This is a genomic window from Candidatus Berkiella cookevillensis, from assembly GCF_001431315.2.
Classification (GTDB): domain Bacteria; phylum Pseudomonadota; class Gammaproteobacteria; order Berkiellales; family Berkiellaceae; genus Berkiella_A; species Berkiella_A cookevillensis.
The window spans coordinates 2,793,674-2,816,785 of the sequence record NZ_LKHV02000001.1 but is presented as its reverse complement, the minus strand read 5'-3'; the positions used below and the strand labels follow the sequence as shown (position 1 = coordinate 2,816,785).

Sequence of the window (23,112 nt, the reverse complement as noted above, 5' to 3'; positions counted from 1 at the left end):
TTTTAGCCTTGTTAAAAGATAATTATGCGTTCTAAAATTTAGGTAATGCACCGCCACCTAACAAATGGAAATGCAAATGAAAAATTTCTTGTCCACTGTCTGCGCCTGCATTTATCACTGTTCTGAAGGCATCGATATTTTGCTCTTTTGCAAAATTTTTGAGAGAAGTCATGATATATCCCATCAGATCGCTATGTTCTTCTTGGACTTCTAATAAACTGGCAATATGAATTTTAGGTATGACAAGCAAATGTACACGTGCTTTGGGGCGAATGTCGTTTATGACAAAAATATGATCATCTTCATATACTTTGTTCGTCGCTAATTTTCCAGTTGCCATATCGCAAAATAAACAGTTCTGTGCCATCGATCTTTGCATCCTTTGTTATGTTAGTAATCTAAACAAAAAGATTGAGCAATATCCAATTATACCAATATTTTTTATGATTTTCGCGGTTTCGTCACGCTTGGTTCCGTTGGATATTTAGAGGGTTTTAGAGGGGATGTCTGAGCGCGTAGCGCATTATTTGGATTCAAGGTGGTATACTGAGTTGTATGGCTGCGATATTCGTTGGGTGTGTGGGCGCTTTTTTTCTGTGCGAGGTGTTGGGCTTGCTCTTTGTTGCTTTGAACACTTTGGCGCAAATTATGGATTTCTGCTTTTATATTTTCTAAGCTATGCATAATATCCTGATGTGTTTTATTTGCCTGATCCACTTCTTGTTGTGCTTCATCGACTTTATTTTTTAGGGCAGTTTCTTTTGCTTGTTGCTGTTGTAATTTGGTACGCATATTGGCAAGTGAGTGTGTTGCTTTTGCAATCTCTGATTGTAATTTCTTATAGCGTTTGCTACCCGGCTTTTCTTCACTCAGTAATTGTTGTTTTTGAGCAATGGTCTGTGTGTGTTTTGCAATTGCCATTTCCATGCTCTCAATTGCGTCCAGTGATTTTTCATGCGCTTGTTTGCTTGTATTTAAAACATTGATCAAAATTGGTTTTTTCTCAGCGATGGCGATGAGCGTGCTACTTAAAACAAGTTCTGTTTCGTGATAAGTTTTTAACTTATTTAAATTTTCCATGTTGTTGTAATGTAATTCTTCTTGTTGTTGTAAGTTTTTATATTTTGAAATAATTTCTTTGAGCTTGCTTTCTTCTGTTTGATGGGTAGACAATAGTTTTTTATGTTCTTCAACAAGAAGCGTCTTTTTAGCATTTAGCTCTTTGATAACTGTTTCTGTTTCAAAAAGTTGTTTCTTAAGATCTTTGATTTCTCTTTTGAGTAAATGTATATGTTCTTCAAGAACTGATTCTTCTTTAGATAATTGTTTGCTAATATCTTCAAGCTCGTCATTGTCTTGATAGGTGGAGAAAGCATACATGCTATGAATGAAATTTTCCGTTTCTGCTTCATGATAAGCTGTATTCAATTGTTGCTTTTCAGCTTCACTGAGTGTTGGGTCATGCAGTTTCTTTGATAAGAGTGACATTTCTTGCGCTTTGCTCTCTGCAAGCGCTTCATGTGATTGAATTTCTTCATTTAGCTTTGTTATTTTTGCTTGTGCTTGTATTTTCTTGTCTTTTACAGCATTTAGTTTTGCTTCTTCTTGCCGTTTACTCTCTTTTTTCTCATCAATCATACGCACAATGCGCATATGCCTTTGAATGGCGAGATCGGTTTTGGATTGTACGTCCGCAATTTTATGCTCATGGCTTTGAATTTGATCAGTTAATTCATTTGCTTTTCTTGTTTGGGTTTGTATGGCTTTTTCTAATTGATTTTTTCGTATACTTATTTCTTGCAACTTGATTTTTGTTTGTTCAATTTCACGGTTAATGTTGGTTATTTCTTTTATAAAATTACGCTCTAATGCAGCAAGCGCTTCCTCTGCTGTTGTGTCAGAGCCGGGTGCTTCAATGAGATATTTGGCTTGATTCGTGTATTGTTGCTCTTTTAATTCTGCATCAGCTGATTTCTGGATCAGTGCATCTTTTCTTATCTCTTGTAGACGAAAAAAATGTGCAAACATTAATAGCATGTCTGCTTCTAATACCTCTTGTGCACTCACGAAACTTAAGTTTTCGTTAAATATTTTAATACGCTCAAAGTATTTTTGATTGAGCTGTGCTTCATCTATTTGAGTGAGAGACCGTGTAGGGACCACTAATTGTTTTAAATAACGTGCATAAGCTTCTCTTTCCAGAATAATTTGCCTGTATATATTTCCTAAATTATCATTAGCGGTGTTAATAGAAATTTGTTGATCGTTAAGCCCAAACAAAGTGGCCAGTATATTTCGATACTGCACAAGATTTATTTCTGGTAAATAGAAGCGTTGTGATGCCAAAAAATCAAAAGATGTTGATCTCTTTACCATAAACATACCTCAGCGTATTTACACGATTATATTACTTTACATTATTTCTAAATGAGATCAAAAAACGCAATAAAGTTCCGTGTGATAGATGGGGGCTGGGGGAATTGCACGAAAATAATGGAACTTAAATGGCTGTCCTAGATTGTCTCCTGTGGCGCGAAGCGCCTGTACTCTCTTTTGAATCAAAAAGAGAATAGACGCTACGCTCATCAAGACTTTTGTTAAATTTACAGTTTTCTATCCGGATCTTACTTTCTTTATGGTCGTGGGTTTATTTCTTCACTCGCTCCTTTTCTCATCATTGATTCCCAATATTGAGAATTGAAACCGTTCAGGCTTGCGGTAGTAAACATCCCTGAATTACTTTTTATATAATTATTATATGTGCTGAAAGCCGATTCGATATCTTCGCTTGCTACTTGTTCTGCCATTTTCAAATAGCATTCCTTTTCTTGCGCCTTTAAATCCATTACTGTTTTATGAGACAGCAAATCAATTATCTTTTTATTGCTTTCAAGATTATCTGCCGTTGAAGTAAATACCGCTAGCATTATGGGCGTTAAGCCCTCTTTGTTCTCCATGTTGTAGGAATTTCTAAATTTGGCAGAGATTCCTTTCCAACTTCCTGAAATGTAATTTGCAACGCCGATCGTACCAAATCGCTCAGTCATTGCTGGATCGTTGTGGATTTGTTCTAATAGATCAAATTTATTATTATGAACTAAGAAATGTAATAATGCATTTCCATTTTCGTCCTGAATGCAGCAGATTTCTGAATCAACTGCTTTGATTGCATTTATAAAGCATTGACTAAGATCTTCCCGCATTTCCGTACTTAATTTATCAAGAATTAAAGAAAGCATTTGGGATTTTTTAGAAGGATCACGTTCTTCTGATATAAGATCGGTTATTGCTTTCTCATCAATAGGAGCGCGTAATTTCTTATTTAGGTGTTTGAAGCGATCTATATTGCTTAAATGGGCTTGAGTCAGAAGCCTTTTAGAACGCGCTTCAGATCCAATCCAATATCCGGGGCCTCTGCTAGATATATTATCGATAGTTGTTTTTATTTGCGTGAGTTCATTTTCTATTTCTTTTAATGCTTCATGATCCACAAGAGACAAATAGCTTAAATTTTGCTCGAGTCTTCTTAAATTGGAATCAATATCAAAAATCATTGGATTTGAAGTGCTGCTAATATAGGCACTATACAATGCAGTTGCTGCAACTAAGGAACCAGTGGCAATTGAACCAGGACGTGGTGCAGCTACAGCTGCTGTGGCTCCCACGCCAGCGGCGCCGATCGCAAGAGAACCTTTCGAAACGCTACTCATTTTAGATTTTAATTTAGAATCTGCTGGATCATGATAATCCGCAATCGCTTTTTTATATTTTTGGATTTGACGATCAAGCTGAATATATTGTTTCGTGCTTTCATTGCTACATAGCTTTTGACAACTTCTGAGTTTTGCGGAGTTATAATTTTCTAATTGACTACAAAGCTTTTTTGCGCTTTTAATAATTTCACGATATTGTTTCGAAGTAGCGCCTGGTTGTGTGGGATAGTACATTAGAAGATCATACATTTTATTTATCTGATATTCTGCACAATAATTAGCCACCGTTTTATCAAATTCAAAAGAGCTTCCTTTCTTATATTGATATTTGTCTTTCATGCTCAATGTCCCAAGCATGGCTATCTTCATGTGCTCTGGAAGCTTTGATGAGGTTACCTGATCAATAAAATGATTGGCATGGTGCGAATAACGCTCTTCTGTTTGTTTTGTGTTGAATTGGAGTCCTATCTTATTTAGCACATTAAAATCTAATGCTAATTTTTCTAAATTACTTAATTGCTCTAAAGTCAGTGTCGCTTTTTCCTCGTCAGTAAATATATTTTCCAAATTAAATAGATATGGATTGGTATATTGTTGGTTAATAAAACCATCATCCGTTTGGTAAACCCCACCCACTTGACAATTATTTGGATAAAACATGAGGGATGCTGGTTCATATTTACTTGCTGGAAAGGTTCTTGTTAAGGGTTCCAGACCCATTTGCTCATGCTCATTTCTATGCCATATTTTTCTGGGCAGTGTAGGGTCGGTTTTGAGTAATTTTATACCTGCATCGGTGGTGTCGTTTTTCATTTCATGAAACCAACGTCCAAGTAACATTAATTTTTCATCGTCTTTCGGGTTGAGATAAATCTCATGAACATCTCTAGTCAAATCAAAATAGAGTTGTTTGCATAGGTCTTGGTCTTGACGCATTGCCTGTTTACACTGTTGAAAAAGACTATCTACGTCTTCCCATTCTTGCTTAGAAAGATCCATGCGTTGATTTATTTTATGGAATATAGAATTGTATTTATTATAGTCATAATCAGGTATTGTTTTGATGAGTCTATTTTTGGTTCGGATATAACCTTGCGCGTCATTCGCTGAAAAGATGTTAAACAGGGTTACCGATAGAAATGGTGGGTATTGTTGAAATAAAGAAGGGATTACATCAACTCGTCCCAAATCAATGGAGGCTCTTCCGGCTTCCCGAATAAATTTTTGTTCTTTTGCAATGGGATATGAATCCTGTCCAGTATTGCTATGATCGCTTAGGTTGCCTTTCATGGTACCATGACCACCTATTACCACAGAAAATTCTGTGTTGGTATTTTCATCAAGCGTTGGGATTGTAGGTTGAAATGCTTCTCTGTATTCCGCATGTGCTAAAATCACTTTTAGGTCTTTGACTGATTTTGGCATTTTTGAGTAAGAAAATTTGATATTTTGACCATAAATTGGTAAATCAAAATCTGCCGTCCAATTTGCCGCTAATTTGCTTGTTTTGATGTTTCCAAGCCCCGTTCGTCCTTCTACAGGATCATAGGCAACGAGCCTCATATTAATGTTGATTTTTCCTTCCTTGAGCTTTTTTAATGCGAGCACTATTTGTTCGACTTCCATTTGATCATTTTGTTGATTGATCTTAGAGCCAAGCGCTTGTATTGCTTCGTCATTCAATTCAGTTAAAGAATGAGTCCATTTATCAATACAGTCTGCCATAGCAAAAGTGGTAATTGCGCCACGACTATGACCAGTAATATTTACTTTGATTTCATGTTGATTGGCTTGAATCATTTCAATTAATTGGGGAATATAATATTTTTCCATGGCAACACTAATTCGTTTTTCGAGCCCAGATCCTAAAATATTTCCCGCAGCACCGCCTTCTGTTTTGCCTTTCTTTATACTGAGATCAGAAACCATTTCCAATGAATCTTCTGCTTTGGAAAATGGGTTTTCTAAATATTCTAGTGGTTGGTTGGGTGACATTTTTGCAGTACCAACACCTCGTATCAGCATCACCTGTTTATTTTCTTCTAATGCTTTTTGCATTGCTAAATTACAAAGAACGTCTCCTCCCTCATATATATCGGTATGGCCACCAAAGAGAGGTGCACCTGCTGTTCCCATAAAGAAAATATTAATTTCATCTTTTTCGCTGTTTTCATTCTTAATGACCCAGCCATTTGTCGTCCCTTCTGTTTCTTTGTGTGGAAGGATTTCTAAAGGGAAAATTTTTCCGTGCAATAAATTACTTTGTTCTTGACGAATTTTTTTTGCTATTTGATTTGTATCTATATAAGCCCATTCTTGCATGTCCTCTTCGTTGTTTGCACTGTTGGAATGGGTGCTAATGGCTTGAGGTAGATACTGTTGTAATAATTGGATAATTTCTACTTCTTGTGTCGTTTGAAGAAGTTCAAGTAAGGGTTTGTCTAGATTGTAAGATAGAAAATTTTGAAAATCTTCATCTTTTTCATTTTCAGGAATGGCTTGCAATAATTGTTCGAGATCTTCTAGGTCCCTAGGAGAGACAATATTTGCATATAATCTGTTATAAATTATCTCTTCAATTTTTCTTCTATCTGCTGGATTCATGGTTAAGTCCTCGTTTAATGCTTCTTGTTTCTATCTAGATTCCTAGATTGATTCATTTTAAATAAGTTCAAATAGGCTAATGTTATCTTAAAAAAGTGAATATTCGCTCACAAAACTTAAGCTATCATCGCAGGTGTTTTTTCTCAAATGTTATCTGACAAACGTATAGGTATTGTCAGATAGATGCAGTTTTTTTATGGGGAGAAGTAATGAGCGATAGCTGAAGCAAGATTTTTATTGTTAGAGCATTTGCAATGATGGCTAATCCATCATTTTATGCCAGTTGTCATTTTTAGCTAGATAAATAAATACTGTGGTGGTAGTCTGCGTTATGCGAGTAATCGTTCACTCAATGTTAAGTGTACTCCTAGTATAGTGACAACTTATCAAGAAGAACACTGACTTTATCAGAGAATTGAGTGAATGGTATTTATTTTTAAAACTAAGTCATTAAACTTAGGCTTAACATGATAAGGTGACAATATGGGCAATTTTATAAAAGATGTAATTTTTTATACTATTCCGAATTTGATGAATCGGGTAGTAAATTTTATTCTAGGCAAGGAAACGACTTCTGAAGCTGCGAAAAATCTTTCTTGTGGCGTTGTTAAAGATGCTGTAGTGAGTCTAGGCGCGGTCGCAGCTAAAACAGCTGTTCAAAAAATGATTCCTGGTGCAAATATTGCTGCTCAAGCAGCAGGCGGATTGGCTTGGGGTGGACTGAATGCTGCTGTGAATGGTAGTGATAGTACTGCGGTAACCATAACAAAAGGTGTGGTGGGTGCTGTTGCAGCATCGCTTGTAACGCCAGTGCTAGCGATTCCTGCCGTGTACGCAAGCGATTACTTAGTTGATGGCGCTATTAGTGCAGGACAAAAAGTTTGTGACTTCGCTTACAATCAATATAAACAAAGTAATGTACAAGCTGAGTTGTCTAAGGCTGAACTGTCTAAAGCTAAATTTCAGTTTAAAAGACCTGTCGTCAGACCCATCGCTGTGGCACAGGCTGCTTAGATCGAGCCTAACTACTTGTCGCTTTGCACTGGCAGAAGTAGTTAGAACCAAATAGTGAATGAGAAGTCGTTGTGAGTGCCTCATAACGGCTTTTTATTACTGTTTAAGTTTTCATGCTTTACCTGAGTATTACCACGAGATATTTCAATTTTGTCTTAAGATTGTGTTGGCAAAGCCAAAATGCCCACTGTATTCATGCCCACCCTCTGTGTCATTATTTTTTAAGTTAAGTGATTCTTATCATAGGAAATTTTAACTTTGTTTAAAGTTGAACATTTATCTTTGTCGCTACAAATTTTTGATGCAGAATGAACTTATCCATGTAAATAAGCCTCAGTTCATATACGAAATCTGAAAGCTTTAAGCGTGGTTACAATGAAACCTGAAAAAATACTTGCAAAAGCAGTACAAGCTGCACATTTATCAGGTGTGCATACACTGAGTCAAGAGCAATTTGATGCATTATTTTTAACTGTTCGAGGCGTTGGTGCCATTAAGCATAAACATGCAAAAGAGGCTGTTGGTTTAGAGGCCGCGTTGATTCAAGAAGATATTTTTAGCCTTATTGGCATTCCACTCAACCAATCATACCTGAAAGCCAAAGACCAATTATTAGATGATCTGCAAAAGCGGAAAAATAATTCGCCTGAGAAAAGTCATGCAGCGCTTGATATGCTCTATAAACAAGAGATTCTGCTTTTAAGAGCGCAATATAATATCGATCAACAGATAGATAATGCGGTTATGCAGTTGGCAGAGGATGAGGGGGCTTATCAGCGTTTAAAAGATAATTTTTCGACTCATTTGAGTATGAATTTTATTGAAGAAAATATAGATATCAAAGAAAAGAAAGCGCATGAGTCTGATGCTGAGTTCAAAACCAAAAAGAAGCTAAATGCTGAGTTTAAAAAATATCATGCTTTGCGAAGCAATTTTGAAAATGCATTAAAGAAAATTGAGCGTGAGTTTGAGAGAAAAACCTTAGAACAATACGCGCCTATTGACAAGGAACTTAAAAAAGTAGAAGAAAAAAGAAAAGAAGCAGCCATACAAGCGAAGAAACAGCATGACGATTTAATGCGTTATTATCCTGGTGCAAAAGCAAGAGATTTAGATGCTGTTGGATTAGAAGCGTTGACGCAGACACTTCAGGGAAAACAACAACGCTTTCAGAATCATCCTAATGAAGCGCTTAAGAAAGAAATTGATCAGCTAAATATTGAAATCATGGTTCTTAATATCATAGAAAAAAATCGTGATCAACTAGGCACAATATCTAAGGTAGAACGCTTAGATGTGGTTTATGATTTGGCTGTGTCAGAAATTGAAGCACAGAAAAAGTCAATTGAGGTTGAATGTAATGAACAAAAAGAGAGTTTAATCGCACCACTTAAACCGCACTTGGCGAATTTGGAAAAGGAAAAGAGGTATGCCATTAAGCAATGCCATGCTGAGTATAAAGAAAGCATTGATAAAGCAAACCAATATCATGATAGACATATATTGCCACTGATAAAGGAATTAAAAACGCAAGAAGCGCATAAATATTTTGTGGTGCTCTCCAAAAAGATGTCCTCTTTTATCCAAGACAGTCTGAGTACACAAAATAACATGGATGCAAATAGTATTGCTTTTATTGGTTTAATGGGAGAATACAATACAGACTTAGCAATTCTGGGCGGTGTGCATCATGTCGGAATGAATGTTGCAGAAGACATTGTCTCAGAGGCTGTTGCGACAGAAGATCTTGAAGACGAAGGGGTTGTACAAACATTATTAGAGAGCGCTAGTCAGAAAGTGGGGGCTAAGATCGGTAAAGCAATTGCAAAAACAGAGGGTAGTAAGCATGCTTTTGCGCAACATGTTGCATTCATGGAGCAGCATTCTCATGTGCGTGTGCCGGAGATTGTTGCGGATGAATTTCAATCACAGACTTTTGCAGAATTGTATACGCCTAATAAAACAGCCTCTGTTGAAGAAGAAGTACCCAGATCTGTTTTTGATTTTGTGCAACAATTCAATCAAAAACAAGGTGTATTAGGGAAAGCCAGTGTGGCTTATGATGTATATAAGGCACTTACAGCAGCAACACCCAATATGGCTTTTATTGAGGCCCCCAATATGGCACAGGTGTTTTTAAAAGCACTGGAAGATGAGGCTTTAAGCTATAGCTATCAAATGTTGACAGAAGTTAAAATTGCGATTGATATTTTAGAAAATAATCATGCCTTGGATAAAATGGAGAACAAGGCAGAATGGTTGCAGTTGCGATCTCGTGTTATTGCATTACATGAATCTAAAGTGGCTTTAGACAAAGAATTCCAAATATTATGTGACAGTCATGTTGTTTTGAGAGAAAAATACATCAAAGCGCAAGAGCCTTTCAATGAAGCCAAAAACAAAGTTGAAGTGCTTAAGGAAAGAAAGCAAATTAATCTACAACGCTTGCAAAGCTTGCGACAAGTGCGAAAACATAGAGAGCCAGAACTTTATCAGCAATATTTGCCAGCAGAAAAACGAGAAGATATTGTTAGACAGATTGATGCATTAGAAGCGAATAAAGAGAAAAAATTAAATAGCCTGAATAAGAAGTACAAGCAAGAAAAGTTAGATATCTCTGTACAATATGATAAAAATTTAAAAACGGCAAATAAAAAGCTACTGAAAACGATAAAAGAATATGATGAAAACACGCAAGAGGCAACCATAGATTACATAAAAAAAGAGTATGAAAAAGAAAAAGGATTTTTTAGTGGCCTTGCGGCAAACAGTAATGATTTAAGGCAGTTTACTGAAGCGCATCCTGAAGTACAAAAGAAAATTACGGAGTACAAACAGAAAAGAGAGCTTGGTAAAGCACAATTTATTCAACAACATCAAATTAATATTGATAAACTAACAACGGTTAAAGACAGTAAAATATCAGTGCTTAAAGAGAAAAAGCAGATTAAAAGTGAAGACATAGAAAAAGAGTCTGAACGACAAAAATTGGGTATTATGCGCCCCTTTAAAGAAGTTGAGGCTAAACTTGCTAAAATTGATGAAGAAACATCCGATCTCGAAAAAGCAATAGAGTTGCAAAACACAGAAATTTCAAATCAAATAGAGATCATTGGGCAACATGAAGCAAAATTGATAGCGCTTTCTCGAGAATTTTATGATCAAGTGCGCAGTTTCAATGAACATAAAGCTGCATTGCATACGTCTGCGCAAGGCGTCATGAATAAATTTTTCAGCTTAAATGCAGATACAGAGCCACATTTAAGAGCAATGCAAGGTATGTTCAAGGGCGCACACATGAAAACCAAAGCACTGGCCAAAGCCGCAAAGCATTTGCCAACGCTGGTCGATGAAGCTTCTACCTATACCATGAGTTATGAAGATGTGACACGCAAAGTTTTGGATGCCAGAGAGGTAAAAGCTGTGTCTAAAACTCATGAAGAACGTGAAACAGTGGAAAAAATCAAAGACAATGTGATTCAAATTGGTGCGAATAGCTTGATTGAAGCCATCAGTGGTCAATCTGTTAAAGTTGTTAAAAATATAGTATCCAGCTTAGATGCTACATTGAAAGCAGAAGCAGAACTGGCAACAATGCAGCATGTTGTTGATCAGCGTGCAGTACAAAAAGCCAAAGAGATGAAGGTACACTTAGACTCGGTGCCTTTTGTTGCTCCCGTTGTAGCACCTACCCAAGAAAGACCTGGCTTTTTATCTCGCTTATGGCATGGAATTGGTGATTTCTTTAGGCGCCTCAAAGAGGCGGTTGTGGGCAAACCAGAGCAACAATTGGCGCAGCAAACGGTGTTGAATGAGGCTATTGTTCAGGATACTGTATCTCTAGATCTGCCTCATTCTCAACTGAATGAAAAAGGGGTAATGCCTGCTGCGATGTTAAACGGAGGTACTAGCAGAAAATCATTTGTGCCACACCATGTGCATGTTCAAACGGAAGAAGACAGCAAGAGAAAAACTAAAAAACATCATCTGCCCCAAAAAGAGAGTGACGTGCCACATAAGAAACCAAAAAGAGGGACTCCTTCAGTGTAGCAGAGGGTGTTTTATTAAGCCTCACCAGGCTTTAGCCAGTCTCCCAAAATTGGTAGAGGCAGGGAATCAGGAATTCTGTGAAAGGCTTACTTTGCAGTATAATCAAAAAATTGTGGGATTTTGGGAACGGCACAACGGTCGTTTCCTTGAGTGATCCTCACGAATTAAGAATTTGTCGTTGCGAGCAAAAGACGCAGGAAAAAGGTGAAATAAGAGATAAACTATCACGTCTTTTGCGTGGCAATCTATCTTGAAATCTTTCTTACTGTGCTCTTCTTAAAGATTTCAAGATAGATTGCTTCGCTTTAGCCGTGATATTTTTGTGCTTTTTCAATCAATGATAGACGGCTTCCACTCGCAATGACGAATATTTATTCGTAGGGAACACTCAAGGTCGTTCCCTACATATATTTTTGTTGCTGGTCTCTTAATCTACGTAATGCATGTATTTTTCTATTGAGTGCTATTTGATTGATTATAAAAATGTGCCCTTATTTGTAGGGGACGACCGTTGTGTCGTCCCGAATTTAATCGCATTAAGCCACATTAACCTGCTTTTCTTCGCAGACAAAACACGCCAATGGCAGCGCAAAGGCCAGACAAAGGTAAGCCCCAGTGTGCTAAGAATATTTCTGGCAAGGTGTGCAGACCTATCATCGTTGCAGTAAGAATTAAGGTACAGCCCAAGCTAATATAAGCAACAGAGCGCGTGGTGAGTGCATTGGCTTTTACTTTCTGAGAAGCAGTATGTTGCATATAAGGGCGTACATGTGACTGCCAGTATTGTAAGGCTTCATGTAAAGTATCAGGGATCTCAATGGCTTCATTTGCCCACTTGGGGATCTTTTGTTTGATGGTGCGTAGCATTTTTTTGGGGCTGTAATGATCTTTAAGCCATTTTTCTAAAAATGGTTTTGCGGTTGTCCATAAATCAAGATCGGGATAGAGCTGACGTCCTAAGCCTTCTACGCTGACGAGGGTTTTTTGCAATAAGAGTAATTGTGGTTGAATTTCCATATCAAATTTACGAGCCACTTGGAACAATCGTAATAAAGTTTGCGCAAAAGAGATATTTTTCAGCGGTTTTTCAAAAATGGGTTCACATACCGTGCGTATTGCGGATTCAAAAGCACCGATTGAAGTATGTTTGGGAACCCAGCCTGACTCAATATGTAAGGTTGCGACGCGACGATAATCTCTTTCAAAAAAAGCAAGAAAGTTTTCAGCAAGGTAGCGCTGATCAATGGGATCTAAAGTGCCCATGATGCCAAAGTCGACAGCAATATAGCCTGGGTTACTCGGGTTTTGTGTATCAGCAAAAATATTGCCAGGATGCATGTCGGCATGAAAGAAGCAATCTCTGAAGACTTGGGTGAAAAAAATTTCAACGCCACGTTCAGCCAAACATTTAAGGTTCATATGATGTGCATTCAAGGTATCAATATCGCTGATACGTACACCCTCAATTCTTTCTATGACAAGTACATCTTTGCGGCAATAATCCCAATAGACTTCTGGCACGTAAAGAATGTTTTGGTTTGAGAAATTTCTTTTTAATTGTGATGCATTGGCTGCTTCTTTTAATAGGTCAATTTCATCTAAGAGCGTTGATCTTATTTCATGAACGATTTCTAAAGGCTTGAAGCGCTTAAATGATCTGACGTGTTGTAAGGCTTTGGCAAAACTTTCAAGCAAACCAAGATCTTGTTTAATCTGTTGGCGAAGATTGGGTCTCAATACTTTCACAACAACTTCTTTGCCATTAAATAAAGTTGCTCGATGCACTTGAGAAATAGATGCAGATGCAATTGGCGTGAGATCAAATTCTTTAAAGAGCGCCTCTATGGGTTGGTTTAAACTTTTTTCAATCATGTCTTTTGCAATGGAGGATGCAAAGGGTGGAACTTTGTCTTGTAGCTTGGTGAGTTCGCTTGCAATATCATCCGGCAATAAATCTTGGCGTGTTGAAAGTAGTTGGCCAAATTTAACAAAAATAGGCCCTAGTTCTTCTAATGCTTCTCTTATAGCAATCCCTGTTGGTCGTTCATTGTTTCTAAACCAGCGCCACGGGAAAAAGATAATGAGAATTTTTAAAGGGCGAAGTAGAGGTGTGCTCCAAACCAAGTTATCTAAGCCATATTTGAGTAGAATATAGTTGATATAGATAAAGCGAAGCATTTTCTTCATTGCATTCATTATATACTCGGAACTTTGTAGGTCATCAGCTTGTTTAATTTTGCATCTAAATGCTCAAATTGTTGCATTAAATTGGAAAGGTGTACTTCAAATTGTTGTACACTACCTTTGCTGGGTAAGCATTGTGTTTCATCTTGTAAAAAAGTGCGTAAATTGCCTTTGCGGTTCTTGTGCCATAGTTTTAATTCAGCGCTTAGGTTGTTAGACAAGAGGCTGAGCAACGCCACGAATGGGGCAGGGAGCTGCTGCTCAAAGATGCTTGCACAATCAGGATCCATTTGTTTAAAGCAATTAAAAAAGGCTTGGGCTAGATGGGTATCCCCCTTCAGCGTAATGCCTTGGCCAGGCACAAACATTTTATATTTGAAAATAATATCTAGAAAAGACGCTAAGCGCCCTTGAATAAAACAGTCATATTGATCAGAGGCTTGTAAGCTATCCGAATCTATCAATAAGAGATCTTTGTTTTGTACTTGTAGCGTGAGTGTGAGTACATTCTGAATTTCGATGCCAATTAATTTATTTTCATGAGCTTCAAGAGGATCAAAAACATAAGGGTCTAGCTTACGCACTAATGTTTTTAAGCTTGAGAATATGAAGTGCAATGCTTTGTGTTGCATTAGAATTTAAAACCCTTATGAACAGCCACGATGCCAAAGGTCAGATTCTCATAGCTGCAAGCCTCGAATCCTGAGGATAAGAACATTGCTTTTAAGGCTTCTTGTGTTTCATGCATGCGGATGGATTCTGCTAAATATTGATAAGAATCTTTATCTTTTGCTATCCATTGCCCAAATTTAGGTAAGAGTTTGAAGGAGTAAAGATTATATAATTTGCTAACAATGGGATCGGTACAGTGTGAAAATTCTAAGACAAGGCACTGTCCGCCTGGTTTTAGGCAGCGATAGATACTGGCCAGTGCTTTTGCCTTATCCGTTACATTGCGTAGCCCAAAGCCCATGAAGATGCGATCAAAACTATTATCTGGGAAGGGTAAGTATTCAGCATTGGCTTGGACAAAATTAATATTCTTGTGCAAGCCTTTATCCAATAATCGATATTGGCCTTTTTTTAACATGCTTGCATTGATATCAGAAGCAATAACGGAACAATCCCCTTTGAGATGTTTGACTACCAAGGTAGTGAGATCACAGGTACCTGCTGCAAGATCTAAAATAACTTGATGTTTTTTGAGCTGTGCACTTCGCACTGCAAACTCTTTCCAAAGATGATGCACACCAAAGGACATGACATCATTCATCAAGTCATATTGTTCTGTGACGGAATCAAAGACCTGTTTTACGAGGCCTTGTTTATGATCTTTGGGCACTTCTTGATAGCCAAAGTGGGTTTTTTCTTCTTGCATTCGTTATATCACTTCTTGCTTTAGAGAATAAAACGGCTTAAATCTTGATCTTGCACGATATTGGCGAGTTGTTTGTCAACATAAGCTGCATCAATGATCACCGTTTCATTGCCTAGTTCAGAAGCATCAAAAGAGAGCGCTTCGAGTAATTTTTCCATCACGGTATGCAGACGTCTTGCGCCAATGTTTTCTGTGTTTTCATTGATTTGCCATGCCATTTCTGCAATACGTTTGATACTGTCTTCTCTGAATTCGATTTGAATGCCTTCTGTACCGAGTAGTGCTTTATATTGTAAAGTCAAAGAAGCATCTGGTTCTGTTAATATACGCACGAAATCAGCGGCTGTGAGTGCTTCTAATTCAACGCGAATGGGTAATCGGCCTTGTAATTCGGGAATGAGATCAGAGGGTTTGGCTAAATGAAAAGCACCCGATGCAATGAATAAGATATGATCAGTTTTGATCATGCCATGTTTGGTGGAGACTGTGCAGCCTTCGACAAGGGGTAGAAGGTCACGTTGTACTCCTTCTCTGGATACATCGGCACCGCCACTGTGTTCACTTCTTTGTGTGACCTTATCGATCTCATCTAAAAATACAATACCATGTTGCTCTACTTTTTCAACAGATTGTGCTTTGATATCTTCATCATTGACCAATTTAAAGGCTTCTTCTTCACGCAAAATTTTCATTGCGTCTTTGACCTTCATTTTTCGCTTTTTAGTGCGATTATTAGAAGACATGTTTTGGAACATGCTTTGCAATTGGCTGGTCATTTCTTCCATACCAGGCGGTGCCATGATTTCAACACCCATTGCTGGTAATTCAATTTCGATTTCTATTTCTTGATCGTCTAAAGTGCCTTGACGTAATTTCTGTCGAAAAGACTCACGTGCTGGGCTTTTATCTGCGATTTGCTCTTCATTGGGTGCAAATTGGAAGCCAGGTTTTGGTACTAATGTGTCTAATACACGATCTTCTGCAAAAATGTCTGCTCTTTCTCTTACCTTGGAAAGTGCTTCTTCTTTGGTTAATTTGTAAGAGATATCTGCGAGATCACGAATAATGGATTCTACATCTCTACCCACATAGCCGACTTCGGTAAATTTAGTGGCTTCAACTTTAATAAAAGGTGCTTTGGCAAGTTTGGCTAATCGTCTAGCAATTTCCGTTTTGCCCACACCTGTAGGGCCAATCATTAAGATGTTTTTAGGTGTGATTTCGTTGCGTAAATCGTCACTGACGCGCATTCTGCGATAGCGATTGCGTAAAGCAATAGCAACAGCGCGCTTTGCCGCTGTTTGGCCAATAATATGTTTATTTAATTCGTGAACGATTTCTCTTGGTGTCATCACCGAGGTTGTCATTGTAATACCCTATTATTTTTATTCGATGGTTAATTCTTCAATCGTTTTATGATGATTTGTATAGACGCAGATATTTGCAGCAATGTCCAAAGATTTCTCTACAATGTCTCTGGCGCTGAGTGTGGTGTTTTCAAACAGTGCAATAGAGGCAGATTGTGCAAAAGGGCCACCTGAGCCAATGGCAATCAGTCCATTTTCGGGTTCTATGACGTCACCATTGCCGGTAATAATTAAAGATGCGGTTTTATCTGCAACAGCAAGCAAAGCTTCTAAGCGGCGTAGCATTTTATCGGTTCGCCAATCTTTTGCTAATTCAACTGCGGCACGTGTCAAATGGCCATGATGTTTATCTAATTTTGCTTCGAATCTTTCAAACAAGGTAAATGCATCTGCTGTACCACCTGCAAAGCCTGCTATTACATTTCTATTGTGTAATCGTCTGACTTTTACTGCATTACCTTTTAGAATTGTATTGCCCATTGAGACTTGTCCGTCACCTCCTAGAGCGACTTGGTTGCCACGTCTCACGGAGACAATGGTTGTTCCTCGATACTGTTCCAATGTCTTTCCCCTTGCTTATTTTTACTAATTTTTAGTTGAGAGCTAATATTAACTGCTTATTTCGTTCAAGCTTCTCTTTTGTCTATAAGCTTTAGAGAGATAAGTAGTTATATATTAAGCGTAGAAATTATACGTTTATTTTAAGCACCAAACCATTTATTTTTTGTTCAGATTCTAACTTTTGATGTGTGTTTTCAGCTGCAAGCCTATTATTGAAAGGGCCTAAATAAAGCCGATACCAGGTTTCTCCCGAGCCTATTTTGATGCTTTGAATGTTGGATTCAAAACCACTCAATGCAAGTTTTGCTTTGAGTGTATCAGCTTGTTCACGCTTTCTGAAGGAAGCCACCTGAATAATAAAAGGACCTTTGTTTGTTGTTTCTGCTGTTGCAACAGGGAGAGAGGCAACAACCGCTGGTTTTGTTGTGGGGGTTGATGCCGCAACTGCTGCCGGTACAGGAGGTGTGAGTTTGCTATTTTCGCTTGCAACAGTAGCATTTTTCTTTTCTGAGACTGCTAGCTCATTTGGGTTGTTTGGCTTAATAGCAGGCTCGGCCATATTCGGCATTGCGCCTTCGGCAGGAGTGTCAGCCACCTCAATATTCATATTGGGCAACAAAGTATAAAAATCAAAGCGAGTTGTTTCGTTTTTCTTTTCCGCCTCAGAGGCTTGGGCGCCTTTTTTGGCAGTCGTGCTATTGGCAGCATTTTTCTTATGGGTTTGGGTGGCGTTGCTTGCGATAGCCGGTTGTTTATCTTCTGTTTTTAGTTTCCAGTAGGCAACACTGGCAATTAATAAACCGAAGACAATGCCGAGCATTAGCCACGCAAATGGAGAGAAAAAACTATTTGTCTCAGTATTCCAATTTGCTTTTGCTGTACGGGACACTGATTTTGTGGGGTAATCAGTGCGTTTTCTTTTTGCATAATCTCTCGTCATGTAATGTCTCGCAGGCTTATCACTATTTATATAGAATTTTAAATCATTTCGACCGGATCTACATCCAAAGACCACCGAACTTTTTTTCCTATTTTCATATTTTCTAGAAAGCTTGTCGAATGACCTAAGGCTTGATGCAAGATCGCACGCTGATCCGTTTGTAATAATAATTGAAAATGATAGCGGCCTTGGCGTTTAGGAATAATGCTGGGGATAGGCCCTCTTATGCTAATGCTTTGGTTTTGTAGTGCATTGCTTAAGTAGCTTTGTACCTGCTGTAGAAATGTCATTGGCATGTTGGGTTCTATATGGTTGGCGCGTATCAAGGCAATATGTGTATAAGGCGGAAGCGTGGCATTCATGCGCTCTTGTAATAAAGTGTTTGCCAGCGATCTATAATTTTGCTGTGTAATATGTTGCATGAAAGGATGTTCTGGGTGGAAAGTTTGAATCACAACTTTCCCAGCATTGTGTACCCTGCCTGCTCGCCCAGAAACTTGTATGAGTAATTGCGCCATTCTTTCTTGCGCCCTAAAGTCTGTGCTGAACAAACCACCATCGGCATCGATGATTGCAACCAATGATAAGTGTGGAAAGTGGTGGCCTTTGGCAAGGATCTGCGTTCCAATCAAGATGTTTGCCTCATTGTCATGCGCTTGTTTCAAAAAAGTTGCCAAGCTATCTTTTTTAGAGGTCGTATCGCTATCCACGCGCACAATACGGGCATCTGCGAATTGAGCGCTGAGGCTTTCTTCTATTTTCTCTGTGCCTTGACCGACTGTATTCAAGCTGCTGCTGTTGCAGTCAGGGCAGTGGCTTGGGATTTGTACAATGCGTTCGCAATGATGGCAAATCAATTGGCGCTTATGAAGATGGTAGGTAAGTCTGGTTTCGCAGCGATGGCAGTTTGCAAACCAGCCACAGTCATAACACATATAAACAGGTGCGTAGCCACGGCGGTTGATAAATAATAATACCTGTCCTTTATTGGCGAGCGTACTTTGAATTTTAGCGAGTAATTGTGCGGATAATCCACCGTTGAGCTTATTGTGTCTTATATCTAGTAATTCTATGTGTGGCATAGCCACATCTGTTGCGCGATGAGGTAAGTATAATTGTTGATACTTTGCTTTTTGAGCATTATAGAGTGATTCAAATGAAGGTGTTGCAGAGCCGAGCAATACAGGAATATTAAGTAATTTTGCACGAAGCACGGCTAAATCTCTGGCAGAATAACGAAAGCCTTCTTGTTGTTTAAAGGAGGCGTCATGCTCTTCGTCAATGACAATCAAGCCCAATTTTTTAAAAGGTAAGAATAGAGCAGAGCGTGTTCCCACAACAATAGAGACTGCTTGTTGCTGAACCTGATAGAACACATCGCGTCGTTTAGCAGGCGTCATTTGGGAGTGGAAGCTCACCACTTGGTTACCAAAGCGCTGTTGAAATCTCTCAAAGGTTTGGGGCGTTAATGAGATTTCTGGAACCAAGACCAATGCTTGTTGACCTGCTTCTAGCGCTGCTAAAACAGTGGCCAAATAAACTTCTGTTTTGCCACTGCCTGTTACCCCTTCTAATAAAAAAGCTGTAAATTGATGGAGTGATTTTTTAATCGCATCGATGGCGGTTATTTGATGTGGGTTCAGCGCTAGATCTGAAGTTTGAAAAGCACTTGATGTAGGTACGACCGTTGGTTTTGCTCTTTTCCCTTGCTTAATGCTTTGAGGAAGACCAGCATGCACCACTTCGCCAATCGGATGATGGTAGTATTGTGCGGCTTTTTGAAAAAAATGACAGAGATCAGCTGGAAACAACGCTGATTCATCTAGGACTTCAATGATGGTTTTGAGTTTAGCATTGTCGAAGGTGGAATGTGTGGCAATATCCATAATAACGCCTACAAGCGTTCTTTTGCCAAAGGGCACGCTAACGCGCATGCCCACTTGCAAGGAAGCACAGTCTATTTCAGTGTTAGGTAGGTAATCGAATAGTTTTCGGAGTGGCGTATTTAACGCAACTTTAAGGATCGTCTGCCTCTGATTCACTGCTAAAGTTCCTGTCGCTTTTGTCGAAAAGAATAATGTTCATGTTAAGCCAAGCACACTGTGCCCGCGCACATCGTCAGTACGAGATGAGTATGGGCACTTACACCCAAAGTCATGCTTTGGGTGGCTGCTCTCAAAAGGAGCAGTTTTAAATTTAATAGGCGTCACTTGTATTTGAAGTGGCGCTTTTTTTTATTTTAACTACTCGCTTTATTATTGGAAGACAAGAGTTTCGCAAGGAGATCAGGTCTGTTCGTAATAATGCCATCCACACCCATTTCAACCATGTGCAGCATATCATCCGGGCTATCTACCGTCCAAACATTCACTTTTAGATTTAGTTGATGAGCTTCTTTGAGTAGGTCGGGCGTGAGTTCTTGATAGTGTGGACACCAGATTTTGCCGCCTAATTGTTTAATAAGGGCAGGATAAGATTGCTGTAACGCTTTGATATCGTTGCCTGCATGCCAGCGTACATAATTGCTGTGGTCGAGTATTTCATCTGCTGAGAGGTAAGAAGTGGTGATTTCTGGTGCAAGTTTTTGCAATAAAATAAGGTTACGCCAATCAAAAGAATGTATTTCCACATTTTTTTCTATGCCTTTTTTTCTTAAGAGCGTGATGAGTGTAGGCACAATCTGCTCGGGTGTTGCACTTTGCTTGCTTGGATCAGGATCGGTTTTGATTTCAATTTGTAAGCGTACGGGTTTTGAGGATGTTTGAATGAGTTGTATAGCTTGTTGTAGTGTTGGGATGGGTATGGGTTTATTTGCACTTTGTTGTGCTGGAAGCTCATTTGCATAAAGGCTTTGAGGATTTATTTTGCCAACATCATATTGTTGTAGCTCACGATAAGATAAATGTTTAAGGGCTGGACCAGGTTGAGATAACCATTCTTGCTTGGTATTTCGTGTAATATCGGGGTTGAGAACAGTATCGTGATATAAAACAATCACATTGTCTTGTGTTATACCAATATCCATATCAATGACATCAATCTTAAGCCTTAAACTTTTTTCTATGCCTTCAAGCGTATTTTCGGGCGATAATCCGGCACCACCGCGATGCGCATAATTATCTACAGCAGCGCTGTTGAGCGGAACAGCCGTTAAAATACTAAAGACAAGAGATGTGATCAAGTTAGAAAATGAGTATCTCATAGCATTCCTTTGCTATTTTTATCACGTGAAATTTAGTGTATAGAAGCGTTGTTTCTCTTCCAATGGCTAATGTGACTTTCTTGCTACAGGAGAAGATCTCTTTTGCAAAGGGGGAGGCGTGTGTTGTGGCTCTGGCGTATGAGGCGTAGATTTTTTGTGTTTATCCGCTTCAAATTGATGTGTAAGTGTCGCTGCATGAGATTGAGCATCGCAGCATGGGTCTGGATTAAGGTTTTGATTTTGTTTTAATTGTGCTAATTCTGATTCAAGTGCGCTAATTCTGTTTTGATTTTCCACAATCATGTGATCAAGGGCATCGCGTTCTTGCAACTCAATGTATTTTAGGTATGCCACAAATCCAGCCACACCGACCATGATGGTGGCTAAAACAGCATCTGTTAAGAAGAATTCAGGAAGCAATAATCCAATAATGGGTATACCTGTGATAATCGGTAATACTGAAAAGAGAATGGGCATGACTTCTGTCGAGGTTTTAAAAGTGCTGGTTGCTGTTGTCACAACCGTGGTTGCTTGGCTGATTTTATCTACTTTGGGCTTGTAGCGATTCCAATGAAAGAGAAAATAGGCATGTATTTCATGCAAGGCCTTATCTACTTCGGCTGTCACCGCATTCGAATGTTTTTCTATCCATCGCGCGATATTTTCACTGCTTGCTTTAATGTGGTTGAAAATATCATCAATGGTTTTATTCATTTTCCGAAAAGCGGCAGTTAACATGGATACGACTAAAATACGTTAAAAATTTAAGGTAGTCGAGTATACTAGGTAAGTATGCAAGCTTTCAAGTCTTCCAATCGTGTATATGCTTACAAATAGCTTCTGTGATTCGTTGTAGATTGATAGATCTCATATTAAAACAAGGCGTTGTGTAGATAATATTGCCAAAGGGACGTAACCAGATGCCGGACTCTAAAAAACGTTTAACAAACCAGGCTTTATCATGCGCAACATTTTGTTGTAGTTCAACAACGCCAATGGCACCCAAGACGCGTACTTCTTTTACCTTTGCTGAGTTTGAGAGTGGCACAAGTGCATTTTGTAATTGTGTTTGTATTTTCTGCACATTTTCTTGCCAAGCTTCTGTACTAAAGAGATCTAATACGGCATTGGCTGCGGCACAAGCCATGGCATTACCCATGTAGGTTGGGCCATGCATCAATGCAGCTTCAGGATTATCGCTTAAAAAAGCCTCATAAATGGGGGTGCGCGCAATCACGGCTGCAAGTGGCAAGGTGCCACCCGTTAAAGCTTTGGATAGACAAATAATGTCAGGCACAACATGAGCTTGATTGATAGCAAATAAACTCCCCGTGCGTCCAAAGCCTGTAAAAATTTCATCGGCAATGAGTAATAGATCTAGTTCTTTGCACACAGTATCAATTTCTTTTAATACCTGCGGTGTATGCATTTTCATGCCCCCAGCGCCTTGTACTAAAGGTTCAATGATAACGCCTGCAATTTGATTTTTATGTAAGCGTAGCCACGTTTTAAAGGTCTCTAAATTTTCCTTGCTGCGTGGTATCGGCGTGTGAAGTTGTTTGGGTAAGGCGTTTTTAAAAATATGATGCATGCCTTCCACAGGATCGCATACAGACATCGCATAAAAAGTGTCGCCATGATAGCCTTGCTCAAAACACACAAATTGAGTACGTGTTTGCCCCTGATTGAGCCAATATTGAATGGCCATCTTCATCGAAATTTCAACCGCTTCTGAGCCTGTATTGGCAAAGAACACATGATTGAGATCAGCGGGTAAGAGTGCTTTTAAGCGATGCGCGAGGCGTTGTGCTTGTGGATGAACAATGCCACCGAGCATTACATGCGGTAGGGTTTCTGCTTGTGATTGGATGGCTGCCACAATCGCTGGGTGATTATAACCATAGCAACTGGTCCACCAAGAACCAATGGCATCAATCAATTTCGTCCCCTGTTTGGTAATTAAATATTCTTCTTCGCTTGCGACGATTTCAATTGGGGTGGATGTCGTTTGCATTTGGGTGTAGGGCAACCAAAGTGTGTGATCAATCATGGGTTATTAATTTTGTTCAAACTTGATAAAATGATGGGCTATTTTAATA

15 protein-coding genes are annotated in these 23,112 nt (G+C 38.8%); 2 read left to right on the top strand and 13 right to left on the bottom strand.

What is annotated here, in order from left to right; all coding sequences use genetic code 11:
- Positions 1-31: 31 nt before the first annotated feature.
- From CC99x_RS12090 to CC99x_RS12080, 3 genes are all read right to left on the bottom strand, one after another.
- On the bottom strand, positions 32-367 hold the full coding sequence (locus CC99x_RS12090) for an HIT domain-containing protein (protein ID WP_057624314.1): 336 nt from the start codon (positions 365-367) through the stop codon (positions 32-34).
- A gap of 74 nt (positions 368-441) precedes the next feature.
- On the bottom strand, positions 442-2,376 hold the full coding sequence (locus CC99x_RS12085; RefSeq protein ID WP_057624313.1) for a coiled-coil domain-containing protein: 1,935 nt from the start codon (positions 2,374-2,376) through the stop codon (positions 442-444).
- A 257-nt stretch (positions 2,377-2,633) separates the two neighbouring features.
- Positions 2,634-6,035, bottom strand: coding sequence for a hypothetical protein (locus CC99x_RS12080; RefSeq protein WP_259596691.1), 3,402 nt, complete (start codon positions 6,033-6,035; stop codon positions 2,634-2,636).
- A 765-nt stretch (positions 6,036-6,800) separates the two neighbouring features.
- Here CC99x_RS12080 and CC99x_RS12075 point away from each other — a divergent pair.
- Both CC99x_RS12075 and CC99x_RS12070 read left to right on the top strand, forming a co-directional pair.
- On the top strand, positions 6,801-7,331 hold the full coding sequence (locus CC99x_RS12075) for a hypothetical protein (protein ID WP_057624311.1): 531 nt from the start codon (positions 6,801-6,803) through the stop codon (positions 7,329-7,331).
- 375 nt (positions 7,332-7,706) lie between these two features.
- Positions 7,707-11,381 (top strand): hypothetical protein, encoded by a 3,675-nt coding sequence (locus tag CC99x_RS12070; RefSeq protein WP_057624310.1) that lies wholly within the window; start codon positions 7,707-7,709, stop codon positions 11,379-11,381.
- A gap of 546 nt (positions 11,382-11,927) precedes the next feature.
- Here CC99x_RS12070 and ubiB read toward each other — a convergent pair.
- The 10 genes from ubiB to CC99x_RS12020 form a co-directional block, all read right to left on the bottom strand.
- Entirely contained in the window at positions 11,928-13,568 is a 1,641-nt protein-coding gene (gene ubiB / locus CC99x_RS12065; RefSeq protein WP_375338903.1) for a ubiquinone biosynthesis regulatory protein kinase UbiB, read from the bottom strand.
- Positions 13,569-13,576: 8 nt separating this feature from the next.
- Positions 13,577-14,197 carry an SCP2 sterol-binding domain-containing protein gene (locus CC99x_RS12060; RefSeq protein WP_057624308.1) on the bottom strand — a complete coding sequence of 207 codons (621 nt, stop codon included), beginning with the start codon at positions 14,195-14,197 and terminating at the stop codon, positions 13,577-13,579.
- Positions 14,197-14,943, bottom strand: coding sequence for a bifunctional demethylmenaquinone methyltransferase/2-methoxy-6-polyprenyl-1,4-benzoquinol methylase UbiE (gene ubiE, locus CC99x_RS12055; protein ID WP_057624307.1), 747 nt, complete (start codon positions 14,941-14,943; stop codon positions 14,197-14,199). Before ubiE ends, CC99x_RS12060 begins: the two co-directional genes overlap by 1 nt.
- Positions 14,944-14,963: 20 nt before the next feature.
- Complete coding sequence (gene hslU / locus CC99x_RS12050) at positions 14,964-16,310, bottom strand: ATP-dependent protease ATPase subunit HslU (RefSeq protein ID WP_057624306.1); 1,347 nt, start codon at positions 16,308-16,310, stop codon at positions 14,964-14,966.
- Positions 16,311-16,328: 18 nt separating this feature from the next.
- Entirely contained in the window at positions 16,329-16,871 is a 543-nt protein-coding gene (hslV, locus tag CC99x_RS12045; protein ID WP_057624305.1) for an ATP-dependent protease subunit HslV, read from the bottom strand.
- 127 nt (positions 16,872-16,998) lie between these two features.
- Positions 16,999-17,811: an SPOR domain-containing protein gene (locus CC99x_RS12040; RefSeq protein WP_057624304.1), complete on the bottom strand. Its 813-nt coding sequence runs from the start codon at positions 17,809-17,811 to the stop codon at positions 16,999-17,001.
- Positions 17,812-17,849: 38 nt separating this feature from the next.
- Entirely contained in the window at positions 17,850-19,853 is a 2,004-nt protein-coding gene (locus CC99x_RS12035) for a primosomal protein N' (RefSeq protein WP_077065391.1), read from the bottom strand.
- Positions 19,854-20,050: 197 nt separating this feature from the next.
- Positions 20,051-21,013, bottom strand: coding sequence for a glycerophosphodiester phosphodiesterase family protein (locus CC99x_RS12030; protein ID WP_057624302.1), 963 nt, complete (start codon positions 21,011-21,013; stop codon positions 20,051-20,053).
- A gap of 66 nt (positions 21,014-21,079) precedes the next feature.
- Positions 21,080-21,751 (bottom strand): hypothetical protein, encoded by a 672-nt coding sequence (locus CC99x_RS12025; protein ID WP_057624301.1) that lies wholly within the window; start codon positions 21,749-21,751, stop codon positions 21,080-21,082.
- 64 nt (positions 21,752-21,815) lie between these two features.
- Positions 21,816-23,063, bottom strand: a complete 1,248-nt coding sequence (locus tag CC99x_RS12020) for an adenosylmethionine--8-amino-7-oxononanoate transaminase (protein WP_057624300.1) — start codon at positions 23,061-23,063, stop codon at positions 21,816-21,818.
- Positions 23,064-23,112 lie beyond the last annotated feature (49 nt).